Origin of the sequence: Aquabacterium sp., from assembly GCF_029946005.1 — a bacterium.
Lineage (GTDB): Bacteria > Pseudomonadota > Gammaproteobacteria > Burkholderiales > Burkholderiaceae_C > Aquabacterium.
Genome location: NZ_JAQSDR010000008.1, coordinates 183,671 through 197,018 on the forward strand (window position 1 = coordinate 183,671; position 13,348 = coordinate 197,018).

The following is a 13,348-nucleotide window of genomic DNA, read 5'->3' on the forward strand; positions in this document are numbered from 1 at the left end:
CTTGACGTCCCAAATGAAATATCCCGGCGATACAATGCTGGGTTTTGTCAAATCTAGACTTAGGAGAACTTAATAATGACTATCGAACGCACCCTGTCAATCATCAAGCCTGACGCCGTCGCCAAGAACGTGATCGGTCAGATCGTGGCCCGTTTTGAAGGCGCTGGCCTGAAAATCGCCGCCGCCAAGCTGGTGCAACTGTCGCGTCAAGAAGCCGAAACCTTCTACGGCGTGCACAAAGAGCGTGGCTTCTTCAAGGACTTGGTCGACTTCATGGTCTCCGGCCCCGTGTTCATCCAAGTGCTCGAAGGCGAAGGCGCCATCGGCAAGAACCGCGACCTGATGGGCGCCACTGACCCCAAGAAGGCCGAAAAAGGCACCATCCGCGCCGATTTCGCTGACAGCATCGACGCCAACGCCGTTCACGGTTCTGACGCCGCGGAAACCGCTGCTCAAGAAATCGCTTTCTTCTTTCCCGGCCTGAACGTTTACAGCCGCTAAGTCGATTGCCCATGAGCGCTGTCAACCTTCTTGATTTCGACCTGGATGGCTTGGCCGCGTTCTGTGAACAACTGGGTGAGAAGCGCTTTCGCGCCACCCAACTGTTCCGCTGGATCCATCAAAAAGGCGCCTCCGATTTCGATCAGATGTCGGACCTGGCCAAATCGCTGCGAGGCAAGCTGCAGGGTATTGCCACCCTCAAGCCACTGCCGATCATCAGCGAACACGTTTCTTCCGATGGCACCATCAAATGGTTGTTTGATGTCGGTGCAGGCAATGCGGTTGAGAGCGTCTACATCCCCGAGGACGATCGGGCCACTTTGTGCATCTCGTCTCAGGCCGGTTGCGCCGTGGGTTGCCGCTTTTGCTCGACGGGTCATCAAGGCTTCAGTCGCAACCTGACCACCGGCGAAATCATTGCCCAGCTCTGGTATGCCGAACATTCGCTGCGCAAACGGCTGGGGCAAACCGAGCGCGTGATCAGCAATGTGGTCATGATGGGCATGGGTGAGCCCTTGCAGAATTATTCGGCCGTGATGCCAGCCTTGCGCATGATGCTGGATGACCATGGCTATGGCCTGTCACGTCGCCGCGTCACGGTGTCCACGTCGGGCGTGGTGCCCATGATCGAGCGGCTCAAGAACGACTGCCCGGTGGCTTTGGCTGTGTCTTTGCACGCCCCCAACGATTTGCTGCGAGATGAGCTGGTGCCCATCAACCGCAAATACCCGATTGACGAGTTGCTGTCGGCCTGCTCAGACTACTTGGCGGCCGCGCCCCGTGATTTCATCACCTTTGAATACTGCATGCTCGACGGCGTCAACGATACTGACGAGCATGCTTACCAATTGATTGACTTGGTGCGGGGCCGCATTTCGTGCAAGTTCAACCTCATTCCTTTCAATCCTTTCCCTGCATCCGGCCTGCATCGTTCCGACAACGCCCGTGTGCAGGCCTTCGCCCGAATCCTGGCGGATGCTGGCCTCATCACCACCGTGCGCAAAACGCGTGGCGATGACATCGACGCCGCTTGTGGTCAACTCGCCGGTGAAGTGCAGGACCGCACCAACGCCAAGGGTCGAATGACCCGTCAACCTGTTGTTGTCACCCTGATCCCGGGGGCCGCTGGCCGCGGCACCCTCCCATCGAATTGAGCGCCGGCGGCCCGTTCCCGGCGCAGGAGACCGACCGCATGACCATTTCCCGTTGTACGCTGCTGGCTGGCCTGGGCGTTGTTGTGGCCTTGAGTCTTGGTTCTCTGGCGGGCTGCGCCAATGCGCCACAGAATGAGCGTGCATCCCCCAGCAAAACCATGGCCAGGTCGGCCGCGGCTTCTGTATCCGACGATGTGGTCACTGCCTCGGATGAAAGCGATGCGCGCAAGCGGGCCCGCATCCGGCTAGAGCTGGCGACCGCATATTTTGCGCAAGGGCAACTGACCACGGCACTGGACGAACTCAAGCACGTGCTGGCCATGGACGGCCGGATGTCCGAGGCGCATGAGTTGCGGGGCCTGATCTACAGCGCCATGAGTGAACCTGCGCTGGCCGACGAAAGTTTCAAGCGCGCCATTCAACTGGATGAGCGCAACGGCAGTGCCATCCACAACTACGCCTGGTGGTTGTGCAGCAAGCAACGCTACCCTGAGGCCGATGCTCTTTTCGAGCGCGCCGCCAATTTGCCGCAAAGCATTGCCACCAGTAAGACCCTGATGGCGCGCGGTGTCTGCCAGATTCGCGCGGGTTTGTTGCCCGAGGCCGAGAAGTCCCTGGCGCGTTCTTACGAGTTGGATGTGGCCAACCCCGCCACCGCCTACAACCTGTCCTCCGTGTTGTACCGTCGAGGTGAATATGAGCGCGCACGCTTTTACATTCGCCGTGTGAACAACATTCCAGAGCAAATCACACCTGAGTCCATCTGGTTAGGTGCGCGTGTCGAGAATCGCATGGGCAACGTGGGTGGCCGCGATGAGCTGGCCGGGATTTTGCGCAGCCGCTTCCCCAATTCGCGCGAAGCCACGGCGTTGGAGTTGGGGCGTTTCGATGAGTGATCCCACTGCGTTCAGCGCAAGCTCCCCCTTGGGTGCCAAAGCGGGCGACTTGCTGCGTGGAGCCCGGCAGGCTCAGAACCTGGAAATCGATGCTTTGGCCTCGATGATCAAGGTTACTCCGGCCAAGCTCGAGGCGCTTGAAAGCGGTCGACATGATCAATTGCCCGATGCCAATTTCACGCGTGCGCTGGCGATGACGGTGTGTCGCAGCCTGAAGATCGATCCGGCGCCTGTGTTGGCTGCTTTGCCTGCGGCCCAGGCCATTCCCTTGTCACCGCAAAAGCCCGCTTTGAACCAACCGTTCAAGGAGTCGCGCGGTGCCAATTTGTCTTTTGATTCCGGCGAGTCGTTTGATTTAAAAGCCTTGCTCAAGCCGCAATGGCTGGCGCCAATCGTGCTGCTGTTGGCTTCGCTGGTGGTCTATTTCATGCCTGACACTGTTCAGTGGCCGCGTTGGGCTCTGCCAAGCCAGCAACCGGTGGCCGCCGACACGGTGGCTGCGCCCGCATCGGTGCCAGAGGCTCCCTCGCCCTCGATCGAGGCGGTCAGCTCCCCTGCGGTGGTGCCTTCGCCATCCGAGGCTCCTGCCTCATCGGCCGTACCCGACTTGGCCGCCTCTGCGGCCGCGGCTGAGGCGCCACTGCTCGCCACGTCATCCCCAGTCAGTGCGGGTGATGGGGCTTTGGTGCTCAAAAGCAGTCGAGCTGCCTGGGTCGAGATTCGCGATGGCAAGGGAGTCTTGCTGTCCCGTCACCTCAAAGAGGGTGAAACCGTCGAGTTGACGGGCATGCCACCTTTCAAGCTGCACCTTGGAAACTCTTCGGCCCTGGGCGTGATCTACCAAGGCCAGCCGGTTGAACTGACCCCTCACACACGCAACAATGTCGCGCGGCTTGAACTGAAATGAACGACTTTTCCTCTTCTTTGGACAGCCCGATCGAGGTCGCCAGACCAGCATCACGGCGCTCGCGTCAGGCCCGCGTCGTCTGGGGGCAGCGTGTCGTGACCATCGGGGGTGATGCCCCCGTTTGCGTGCAGTCCATGACGAACACCGACACGGTCGATGTCATTGGCACGGCCATCCAAGTCAAGGAGCTGGCGATTGCCGGCTCCGAGCTTGTGCGCATCACGGTCAACACGCCGGAGGCCGCCGAAGCCGTGCCACACATCCGCGAGCAACTCGACCGCATGGGCATCGACGTGCCCTTGGTGGGCGATTTCCACTACAACGGTCACCGCCTGCTGACCGACTACCCCGAGTGCGCCAAGACCTTGTCCAAGTACCGGATCAACCCGGGCAATGTGGGCAAAGGCGACAAACGCGACAAGCAGTTCGCGCAGATGATCGAGGCCGCACTCAAGTACGACAAGGTCGTGCGCATCGGCGTCAACTGGGGCAGTCTGGACCAGGAACTGATGGCCTCGCTGATGGACGAAAACGCCCGGCGCGCTCAGCCCTGGACCACCCAGCAGGTGATGTACCAAGCCCTGATCAATTCGGCGCTTGAGTCGGCTCAGGCCGCCCGTGAATTAGGCATGGCGCCCGAGCAGATCATCTTGTCTTGCAAGGTCAGCGGTGTACAGGATCTCATCAGCGTCTACCGGGGTTTGGCTCAGCGCTGCGACTACCCCCTGCACCTGGGTTTGACCGAAGCTGGCATGGGCACCAAAGGCACGGTGGCATCGGCAGCCGCGCTGTCGGTGCTGATGCAAGAGGGCATTGGCGACACCATCCGCGTCTCCCTCACGCCCCAGCCCGGCGAGTCGCGCACACAAGAAGTCGTGGTGGCGCTTGAGATCTTGCAAGCCTTGGGCTTGCGCACCTTCGTGCCCAGCGTCACCGCCTGTCCGGGCTGTGGCCGCACCACCAGCACCACCTTCCAGGAACTGGCCAAGCAGATCGATGACTTCCTGCGTGCCCAGATGCCTGTCTGGCGCGTCAAGTACCCCGGCGTCGAAAACATGAAGGTGGCCGTGATGGGTTGCATCGTCAACGGCCCCGGTGAAAGCAAGCATGCCGACATCGGCATCAGCCTGCCCGGCACTGGCGAAGCACCCGCTGCGCCGGTGTTCATTGATGGCGAGAAAGCCCTGACCCTGCGCGGCGACCGCATCGCCGATGACTTCCAGAAGCTGGTGCAAGACTACATCGATCGGCGTTTCGGCACAGCCATCCAGGCCTGATTTTCTTTCCCGGCGCAGGCTCTGCGCCGCTCTCTCACAGACACCGTCTCGACTTTCATTTTCATGGCCGACATCCTCCAAGCCATCAAAGGCATGAACGACATCCTGCCGCCCGAATCGGCGCGCTGGGAATGGCTCGAAGAAACCGTGCGCGCCCTCATGCGCCGCTACGGTTACAGCAATATCCGCACCCCCATCGTCGAACCCACCGCGCTGTTCGTGCGCGGCCTGGGCGAGGTCACCGACATCGTCGAAAAGGAGATGTACTCCTTTGCCGACAGCCTCAATGGCGACAAGCTCACCTTGCGCCCCGAAGGCACCGCGGGCGTGGTGCGTGCCATGAACGAGCACAGCTTCTTGTATGAAGGCGGCAAGCGTCTGTTCTACATCGGCCCCATGTTCCGCCACGAGCGCCCGCAAAAAGGCCGCTACCGCCAGTTTCACCAGGTCGGCGCCGAGGCGTTGGGCTTCGCAGGCCCGGATGTCGATGCCGAGTTGATCCTGATGACCGTGGCCCTGTGGCGCGACCTGGGTTTGAACGTGGGCACGGATGTGCGCCTGGAGCTCAACAGCCTGGGCCAGCCTGAAGAGCGCCGCGCTCACCGCGAGGCCCTGATCAAGCACCTGGAGCAGCATGCCAGCTTGCTGGACGAAGACGCGCGCCGTCGCCTGCACAGCAACCCGCTGCGCATCCTCGATACCAAGAACCCGGCCATGCAGCCGGTGGTCGAGGCCGCCCCCAAGCTCATGGATTTCCTGGGCGAGGCTTCTTTGGCCCACTTCAATGCCGTCAAGCAGGTGCTGGACGCCGCCGGGGTGGTCTACAAGGTCAACCCGCGCCTGGTGCGTGGCATGGACTACTACAACCTCACCGTGTTCGAGTGGGTCACCGATCGCCTGGGCGCGCAAGGCACCATCTGTGGCGGCGGCCGCTACGATGGCCTGATCGAACAATTGGGCGGCAAGCCCGCACCCGCTGTGGGCTGGGGTCTGGGCATGGAGCGCTTGCTGCTCCTGTTGCAAGAACTGGGCATCGAGTCACCGTCCACTGCGCCTGACGCTGTCGCGCTGGTGTTCGCGGGCACACCCCTGTCCACCGTGATGAGCACCGTCGAAGCACTGCGCCAGGCAGGTGTCCGCGTCTTGCTCAATCCCGCAGGTAAAGATGGCCCCGCCAGCCCCAAGGCCCAGTTCAAGAAAGCCGATGCCAGTGGCGCCCTCTTCGCCCTGATCTTCGGCCCCGACGAGGTTGCCCAAGGGCAGGTCTCGGTCAAGCCCTTGCGCGACGGTGGCGAGCAAGTTGCGCGACCTCTCGCTCAGCCTGGGGAATGGGCGGCGTCATTGCTAGCCCATCGCCAGTCATAATCCACCGCTTCCACCTACACCAATAAAAACGTCATGGCCACTTACGACCTTGAACAACAAGAGCAGCTTGATCAGGTCAAGCACTTCTGGAAACAGTACGGCAATCTGGTCACCTGGGTGCTGGTGCTGGCTCTGGGCGGCTATGCAGCATGGACCGGCTACCTGTACTGGCAGCAAAAGCTGTCTGTGGGGGCGGGAAGCCTGTACGAAGAGCTGGACCGTGCCGCCAGTGCCGGTGAAGTCGACAAGGCCGCTAAGGTGTTTGCCGACCTGAAGGACAGCTACGCTGGCACCACCTTTGCGGAGCAAGGCGCTTTGCTGGTCGCCAAGGTCGAGGTAAGCCGGCAAAAGCCTGAGTTGGCGCGAGCCAGCCTTCAGTGGTTGGTGGACAGCGGCAAAAATAAAGACTTGGTGGCCATCGGCCGCTTGCGCTTGGCTGGCTTAATGCTCGATGCAAAACAGCATGACGAGGCATTGAAGGTGTTGAGCGCCGAGATGCCCAAGGCCTACGCTGCCTTGATCGCCGATCGGCGTGGCGACATCCTGTTCGCGCAAGGCAAGAAAGAAGAAGCCGTCAAGGCCTACCAGGAAGCCTGGAAAGCTTTGCCTGCCACGGTTGACTACCGCCGTTTCGTGGAGGGCAAACTGACGGCTGCAGGCCAGGCGCCTCAGCCTCTGCAAGTGCCAAGCACCGGCGCTGCTGCGCCTTCGGGCATGCCGCCCGGCCTGGCCCCCACGAACTGATTTCTCACCCGAACCTCTGTCCATGGACCATCCTCTGACCATGACTCCTTTCCGACGCGCTCTTGGCGCCACGGCTTTGGCCGCCGCCGTTGCACTGTTGTCGGCTTGTGGCTCGACCAAGCCTAAGCCCGCATCACTTGAGACCTTCACCCCGACCCAGGCCATCACCACGGTCTGGAGCAAGCGCCTGGGATCGATGGATGGTCCCGCCTCCCTGGCTGTGACCAAGGGTGCGGTGACCTGGGCTGCCACCGATGGGCAAATTTTGTCGGTGGATGTCAAAACTGGCCAGGAACGCTGGCGTGCCCAAGCCAACGCCAAGCTCAGCGCTGCGGTGGGCAGCGATGGCCGCTATGCTGCGGTGGTCACCACCGACAATGAGCTGATCACCTTTGACCAAGGCAAAGTCCTGTGGCGCGAGCGCCTACCAGGCCGTGTCATCACCGCACCCCTGGTAGCCGGTGAGCGCGTTTTTGTGCAAAGCGTGGACCGGAGCGTGCGCGCCTATGACGTCCTGGACGGCCGCTGGCTCTGGAATTACCAGCGCCCTGGTGGCGATCCCTTGTCGCTGTCCACGCCTGGCCTGTTGTCCGCCTTCCGCGACACCTTGGTGGTGGGGCAGGGTGCCCGTTTCGTGGGTCTGGATCCTTTGAAGGGGGCCCCCCGTTTCGATTTCAGCGTTGGTACGCCGCGTGGCACCAATGAAGTCGAGCGTCTGGCCGACCTGGTTGGCCCCGGCGCCCGTGCGGACGATGAAATCTGTGTTCGCGCTTTCCAGCTGTCGGTGGCTTGTATCGAGATGAATCGCGGCAGTTTGCGCTGGTCACGCCCTCAGTCGGGCACCCAGGCCGTGGCCGCCGACGAGACCTCCGTGGTGGGCGCGGACGGCGCCGACCGCCTGACCTCCTGGCGCACAGAAAACGGTGAAATCCGCTGGCGCGTTGACCGTTTCACCCACCGCAAGCTGAGCGCTCCGGCTGTTTGGGGCAGGCTGATCGCCGTGGCCGATGGCGACGGACAGTTGCACATCCTGGCCTCGGACGACGGCCGTACCGTGGCGCGCATTTCCCTGGACAACCCCTTGAGCGCCGCCCCGGTGGTCTCCGACGGCCTGCTGTTGCTCGCCACCCGTTCCGGCACGCTTTACGCTTTGCGTGCCAATTAAAAGTTTCCCTGGAGTTTCATGAAACCTGTCATTGCGTTGGTCGGACGACCCAACGTCGGCAAATCGACGTTGTTCAACCGCCTGACCAAAAGCCGCGATGCGATCGTGGCCGACTTCGCCGGGCTGACCCGCGACCGCCACTACGGTGAAGGCCGGCTGGGCTCGCGCGAGTTCCTTGTCATCGACACCGGTGGCTTCGAGCCGGACTGCACTGAAGGCATCTTCAAGGAGATGGCCAAGCAGACTCGCCAGGCCGTGGCCGAGGCCGATGCCGTCGTCTTCGTGGTTGATGCCCGGGGTGGCTTGTCTGCTCAGGACCACGACATCGCCCGCTACCTGCGCACGGCCAACAAAAAGGTGCTGCTGGCCGCCAACAAGGCCGAAGGCATGCAGGAAGGTGTGCATCTGGCCGAGTTTTTCGAGTTGGGCATCGGCGATCCGATCCCCATTTCGTCCGCGCACGGGCAGGGCATTCGCAGCCTGCTCGACATGGCGCTGGACGACTTCTTCGGGGATGAGGAAGACGAGGACGAGGCGGTTGAAATCGATGTCAATGCCCCGATCAAGCTGGCCGTGGCAGGGCGCCCCAACGTGGGCAAATCCACCCTGATCAACACCTGGCTGGGGGAAGAGCGCCTGGTGGCCTTTGACATGCCCGGCACCACCCGCGACGCCATCAGCGTGCCTTTTGAGCGCGAAGGGCAACGCTTTGAGTTGATCGACACCGCTGGCCTGCGCCGCAAGGGCAAAGTGTTTGAAGCGATCGAGAAATTTTCCGTCGTCAAAACCCTGCAAGCCATCTCCGACGCCAACGTGGTCCTGTTGCTGCTGGATGCCACACAAGGCGTCACCGACCAGGATGCCCACATCGCCGGCTTCATCCTTGAATCAGGCCGCGCCGTGGTCCTGGCCATCAACAAGTGGGATGCGGTGGACAGCTACCAGCGCGAACTGTTGGCCCGATCCATCGAGACCCGCCTGGCCTTCTTGAAATTCGCGCCGATCTTGCACATTTCGGCCATCAAGCGCCAAGGCTTGGGCCCGGTCTGGAAATCGATCGCCGACGCCTGGTCTTCGGCCACGCGGAAAATGCCCACGCCGATTTTGACGCGCCTGCTGCTGGAGGCTGTTGAATTCCAGCAGCCCAAGCGGGGCGGCATTTCGCGTCCAAAACTGCGTTACGCGCACCAAGGTGGCCAAAATCCGCCCATCATCGTCATCCACGGCAACTCGCTGGAACACCTCACGGACTCCTACAAGCGGTACCTGGAAGCCCGTTTCAGGGCGCATTTCAAGCTTACCGGCACGCCCTTGCGCATCCAGACGAAATCGTCCAGCAATCCGTTCGTCGATAAATAGCAGTCTCTTTACCCCGCTTCACAATCCCTTCACCGATCAGGCGTAAGGGGCTGTGTTAAGGTGTCAAGTCCGAAACTTTTCAACACGGAGCATATCGTGAGCAACAAAGGGCAACTCCTACAAGACCCCTTCTTGAATCTCTTGCGCAGAGAACATGTGCCGGTGTCCATTTATTTGGTCAACGGCATCAAACTCCAGGGACACATCGAGTCGTTTGACCAATACGTGGTGCTGCTTCGCAACACGGTCACCCAAATGGTCTACAAGCACGCGATTTCGACCGTCGTGCCTGGCCGTGCGGTGAATTTTCACGCCAACGACTCTACCGAAGACGCGGCCTGATTTTGTCAGCCATGTCTTCTCGCTCATCCAGCACCGATCCGTCTTGCATTGACGCACCGACGCCTTGACATCCTCATCGCAGTCTGTGCAAAAACTCTCCGATGCACCTCGGGTCGTGCTGGTGGGCGTCGATTTTGGGCCGGGATCGTCCTTTGATCCCACCCTTGACGAGCTTGCCTTGCTGGCTGAATCCGCGGGCGATCAGCCCGTCGAAAAAGTCACGGCCAAACGCAAGGCGCCCGACCCCGCTTTTTTTGTCGGCTCGGGCAAGGCCAATGAGATCAAAGAATTGGTCACGCTGCATCAAGCGCAGGCTGTGATCTTTGACCAGGCGATTTCTCCCGCTCAACAACGCAACCTTGAGCGCCACCTTGGCGTTGAGGTTTTGGACCGCACTGGTTTGATCCTCGAGATCTTCGGTGCGCGTGCCAGAAGCCACGAGGGCAAGCTGCAAGTCGAGCTGGCCCGCCTGAAATACCTCTCCACCCGCCTGGTTCGTCGCTGGTCTCACCTGGAGCGCCAACGCGGTGGCGCCGGCATGCGCGGCGGCCCTGGCGAAACTCAGATCGAGCTGGACCGACGCATGATCGATCAGCGCATCAAATCGCTGAAAGAGCAACTGGTCAAGGTCAAGCGCCAGCGCAACACCCAGCGTCGCTCACGTGAACGCACGGGCACTTTCCGCGTGTCGCTGGTGGGCTACACCAACGCGGGCAAGTCGACCTTGTTCAACGCCTTCACCAAAGCGGGCACCTACGCGGCCGACCAGTTGTTCGCCACGCTGGACACCACCACGCGCCAGTTCTACCTGGCCCAGGCGCAGCGCAGTGTCACCTTGTCCGACACCGTGGGTTTCATCCGCGACCTGCCGCACACCCTGGTGGAGTCTTTCGAGGCGACCTTGCAGGAAGCGACCGAGGCCGACTTGCTGCTGCACGTGGTGGATGCCGCTAGCCCCGTGCTGATGGAGCAACTCACCGAAGTGATCCGCGTGCTCGGCGACATCGGAGCGGCCGACATTCCCCAAGTGCTGGTCTTCAACAAGTGCGATTGCCTGCCCGAGCACCAGCAGCCCCGGCACACGTTGGATGTGTTCGAGCTGCCTTCCGGTCGCCGTTGCCTGCGCGTTTTCGTCAGCGCTTTGCGCGGGCAGGGGCTGGACGTGTTGCGGCAAGTCATTGCCGAAGCCGCTTTGAACGGCCTGGGCGAAGACCCTGGTGCGTTTCCCGGTTTGCAAAGCCCATTCACAATGCACAATTCCCACAATTCTCAGCAGGAGCCCGATGCCGGACTCCTGGAAACTCCTTCGACGACTGTCCAATCATGAACATGCAATCCCTGGAGCCAGGCCAAGTGCCTGAAAACCCTCGTCAGCCAGCCTTGAGTGTGTTGGCTGCTGCGGCTCAATTGTCCGCTGGCACTGGTCGGCGGCTGGGCTGGCTTGGCCTCCGAGCGCTCAAGCTCGCTTTGCCGCAATCAGCCGGGTCACAAGTGGTCTACAACAATGGCCGCAATGAAGGCCCGCCCGATCTTGACGAACTGTGGCGAGACTTCAACCGCAAGCTCAGCGGCTTGTTCGCAGGCAAAGGCGGCGGTGACAGTAGCAACAACAACAGTTCTGGTGGCGGCTTGTCCCCCGATGGCAACAACGCTGGCATCGGCATTGGTTTGATTGCGGGCTTGGTGGCCTTGATTTGGCTGGGCAGCGGCTTCTTCATTGTTCAGGAAGGCCAGCAGGCCGTGGTGATGTCCTTCGGGCGTTTCAGCCACACCGCCGAAGCCGGCTTCCAATGGCGCGCGCCATACCCCTTTCAGAGCCACGAAATCGTCAACCTGACCCAATTGCGGTCGATCGACGTGGGCACCAATTCGGTGATGCAGGCGACTGGTTCACGCGAGTCCTCCATGCTGACCCGTGACGAGAACATCGTCGACATCCGCTTCACGGTTCAATACCGCTTGAGCGATGCCCGACAGTACCTGTTCGAGAACCGCAGTTCCGATGAAGCCGTGGCCCAGGCCGCCGAATCGGCCGTGCGCGAAATCGTGGGCAACAGCACCATGGACTCGGTGCTCTATGAGCAGCGCGACGCCATTGCTGCCGAACTGGTCAAGTCCATTCAGGCCCAGGTCAACAAGGTCAATGCCGGTGTCATCATCGCCAACGTCAACGTGCAAAGCGTGCAGGCGCCTGAGCCGGTGCAGGCCGCTTTCGATGATGCCTTCAAGGCTGGTGCTGACCGCGAGCGTGCCAAGAACGAAGGACAGGCCTACGCCAATGACGTGATTCCCAAGGCGCAAGGCACCGCCGCCCGGCTTCGGGAAGAGGCCGCGGCTTACTCTGCCAACGTCGTGGCACACGCCGAAGGTGATGCGCAGCGCTTCAAGTCGGTGTTGACCGAGTACCAGAAGGCGCCTGGCGTGACGCGCGATCGCCTCTACATCGATGCGATGCAGCAGGTGTATGGCAATGTGACTAAGGTCATGGTGGACTCTCGCTCCGGTTCCAACTTGCTTTATTTGCCGTTGGACAAGATTGTGCAGATGAGTGCTGCTTCGGGCAATGCGCCAGGCGCAACGTCTACCAGTACGCCAGCCACCAATGGCAATGCGGCGGTTGCCGAGACTGGCAGTGCTGCTGCCGCAGGTGGCCCCCCCCTCGCAACAGACCCCCGATCACGTGACGGCTTGCGCAGCCGTGACAGTCGCTGAATGTCAAAGGCAAGGAACCTGACATGAACCGCATTGGAATCTTCGTGGCTGGCGCATTGCTGGTCATCATCATCCTGGCCTCGACCTTGTTCGTGGTCGATCAACGCCAGTTCGCCGTGGTCTATGCCTTGGGCGAGATCAAGGACGTCAAGAGCGAGCCCGGCCTCAAATTCAAGCTGCCTGCCCCGCTGCAGAATGTGGTGTTCCTGGATCGCCGCATTCAAACGCTGGACAGCGTAGAGTCGCGCCCCATCTTCACGGCTGAGAAGAAAAGCCTGGTGATCGACTGGCTGGTCAAATGGCGTATCACTGATCCACGCCAGTTCATCCGCAACAATGGCACGGACATTCGAAACATCGAGAATCGCCTGAGCCCCATCGTGCAGGCCGCGCTCAATGAAGAGGTGACCAAGCGCACCGTTGGTGCGGTGTTGTCCACCGAGCGTGAAAAAGTCATGCAGGGTGTGATTCAGCGCCTCGCCGATGATGCCAAGGCCTTTGGCATCGTCATCGTTGACGTGCGAATCAAGCGTGTTGACTTCTCGGCCAACATCACCGAATCGGTCTATCGCCGCATGGAGTCCGAACGCAAGCGCGTGGCCAACGAGTTGCGTTCTACTGGCTTTGCCGACAGCGAAAAGATCCGCGCTGATGCCGATCGTCAGCGTGAAGTCATAGTGGCCGAAGCCTACCGCGATGCCCAGAAGGTCAAGGGCGAGGGCGATGCCAAGGCATCGACCATCTACGCCGAAGCCTTTGGCAAGGATCCCCAGTTTGCTCAGTTCTACCGCAGCTTGGAAGCCTACCGAACCACTTTCCGAAGCAAGACGGACGTGATGGTGCTTGATCCAAACAGCGAGTTCTTCAAGGCCATGCGTGGTAACAGCGGTTCTGCGCCTGCGCCCGCGAGGAAATAAGTTCAGAAG

The 13,348-nt window shown here is 61.0% G+C and carries 13 protein-coding genes; all 13 read left to right on the forward strand.

Features of this window, described 5'->3' with window-relative positions:
• Window positions 1-75: 75 nt before the first annotated feature.
• The 13 genes from ndk (at window position 76) to hflC (ending at window position 13,339) form a co-directional block, all read left to right on the forward strand.
• The gene (gene ndk / locus PSV38_RS05840) at window positions 76-501 is read left to right on the forward strand and encodes a nucleoside-diphosphate kinase (RefSeq protein ID WP_300545868.1); all 426 of its coding nucleotides are present in this window, start codon (window positions 76-78) and stop codon (window positions 499-501) included.
• An 11-nt stretch (window positions 502-512) separates the two neighbouring features.
• Window positions 513-1,655: a 23S rRNA (adenine(2503)-C(2))-methyltransferase RlmN gene (gene rlmN / locus PSV38_RS05845; RefSeq protein ID WP_300545871.1), complete on the forward strand. Its 1,143-nt coding sequence runs from the start codon at window positions 513-515 to the stop codon at window positions 1,653-1,655.
• A 38-nt stretch (window positions 1,656-1,693) separates the two neighbouring features.
• The gene (pilW, locus tag PSV38_RS05850; protein ID WP_300545873.1) at window positions 1,694-2,551 is read left to right on the forward strand and encodes a type IV pilus biogenesis/stability protein PilW; all 858 of its coding nucleotides are present in this window, start codon (window positions 1,694-1,696) and stop codon (window positions 2,549-2,551) included.
• Entirely contained in the window at window positions 2,544-3,458 is a 915-nt protein-coding gene (locus PSV38_RS05855; RefSeq protein ID WP_300545875.1) for a helix-turn-helix domain-containing protein, read from the forward strand. The genes pilW and PSV38_RS05855 overlap by 8 nt, the downstream gene beginning before the upstream one ends.
• Window positions 3,455-4,735 carry a flavodoxin-dependent (E)-4-hydroxy-3-methylbut-2-enyl-diphosphate synthase gene (gene ispG / locus PSV38_RS05860; protein WP_300545877.1) on the forward strand — a complete coding sequence of 427 codons (1,281 nt, stop codon included), beginning with the start codon at window positions 3,455-3,457 and terminating at the stop codon, window positions 4,733-4,735. Before PSV38_RS05855 ends, ispG begins: the two co-directional genes overlap by 4 nt.
• A gap of 63 nt (window positions 4,736-4,798) precedes the next feature.
• Complete coding sequence (hisS, locus tag PSV38_RS05865; RefSeq protein WP_300545879.1) at window positions 4,799-6,100, forward strand: histidine--tRNA ligase; 1,302 nt, start codon at window positions 4,799-4,801, stop codon at window positions 6,098-6,100.
• 33 nt (window positions 6,101-6,133) lie between these two features.
• Window positions 6,134-6,844: a tetratricopeptide repeat protein gene (locus PSV38_RS05870; protein WP_300545881.1), complete on the forward strand. Its 711-nt coding sequence runs from the start codon at window positions 6,134-6,136 to the stop codon at window positions 6,842-6,844.
• A gap of 40 nt (window positions 6,845-6,884) precedes the next feature.
• A complete protein-coding gene (gene bamB / locus PSV38_RS05875) occupies window positions 6,885-8,009 on the forward strand; it encodes an outer membrane protein assembly factor BamB (protein WP_300545884.1) in 1,125 nt (374 codons plus the stop codon).
• 18 nt (window positions 8,010-8,027) lie between these two features.
• Window positions 8,028-9,368, forward strand: a complete 1,341-nt coding sequence (gene der, locus PSV38_RS05880; RefSeq protein WP_300545886.1) for a ribosome biogenesis GTPase Der — start codon at window positions 8,028-8,030, stop codon at window positions 9,366-9,368.
• A gap of 96 nt (window positions 9,369-9,464) precedes the next feature.
• Window positions 9,465-9,710: an RNA chaperone Hfq gene (hfq, locus tag PSV38_RS05885; RefSeq protein WP_230181491.1), complete on the forward strand. Its 246-nt coding sequence runs from the start codon at window positions 9,465-9,467 to the stop codon at window positions 9,708-9,710.
• Between the two features lie 64 nt (window positions 9,711-9,774).
• Window positions 9,775-11,037: a GTPase HflX gene (gene hflX / locus PSV38_RS05890; RefSeq protein WP_300545889.1), complete on the forward strand. Its 1,263-nt coding sequence runs from the start codon at window positions 9,775-9,777 to the stop codon at window positions 11,035-11,037.
• Window positions 11,034-12,422 (forward strand): FtsH protease activity modulator HflK, encoded by a 1,389-nt coding sequence (hflK, locus tag PSV38_RS05895; protein WP_300545891.1) that lies wholly within the window; start codon window positions 11,034-11,036, stop codon window positions 12,420-12,422. Before hflX ends, hflK begins: the two co-directional genes overlap by 4 nt.
• 23 nt (window positions 12,423-12,445) lie before the next feature.
• Window positions 12,446-13,339 (forward strand): protease modulator HflC, encoded by an 894-nt coding sequence (hflC, locus tag PSV38_RS05900; RefSeq protein WP_300545893.1) that lies wholly within the window; start codon window positions 12,446-12,448, stop codon window positions 13,337-13,339.
• The last annotated feature ends 9 nt before the right edge of the window (window positions 13,340-13,348 follow it).

Coding starts and splice junctions, on each gene's coding strand:
- ndk (WP_300545868.1), top strand. CDS start 76: ATGACTATCGAACGCACCCTGTCAATCATCAAGCCTGACGCCGTCGCC.
- rlmN (WP_300545871.1), top strand. CDS start 513: ATGAGCGCTGTCAACCTTCTTGATTTCGACCTGGATGGCTTGGCCGCG.
- pilW (WP_300545873.1), top strand. CDS start 1,694: ATGACCATTTCCCGTTGTACGCTGCTGGCTGGCCTGGGCGTTGTTGTG.
- PSV38_RS05855 (WP_300545875.1), top strand. CDS start 2,544: ATGAGTGATCCCACTGCGTTCAGCGCAAGCTCCCCCTTGGGTGCCAAA.
- ispG (WP_300545877.1), top strand. CDS start 3,455: ATGAACGACTTTTCCTCTTCTTTGGACAGCCCGATCGAGGTCGCCAGA.
- hisS (WP_300545879.1), top strand. CDS start 4,799: ATGGCCGACATCCTCCAAGCCATCAAAGGCATGAACGACATCCTGCCG.
- PSV38_RS05870 (WP_300545881.1), top strand. CDS start 6,134: ATGGCCACTTACGACCTTGAACAACAAGAGCAGCTTGATCAGGTCAAG.
- bamB (WP_300545884.1), top strand. CDS start 6,885: ATGACTCCTTTCCGACGCGCTCTTGGCGCCACGGCTTTGGCCGCCGCC.
- der (WP_300545886.1), top strand. CDS start 8,028: ATGAAACCTGTCATTGCGTTGGTCGGACGACCCAACGTCGGCAAATCG.
- hflK (WP_300545891.1), top strand. CDS start 11,034: ATGAACATGCAATCCCTGGAGCCAGGCCAAGTGCCTGAAAACCCTCGT.
- hflC (WP_300545893.1), top strand. CDS start 12,446: ATGAACCGCATTGGAATCTTCGTGGCTGGCGCATTGCTGGTCATCATC.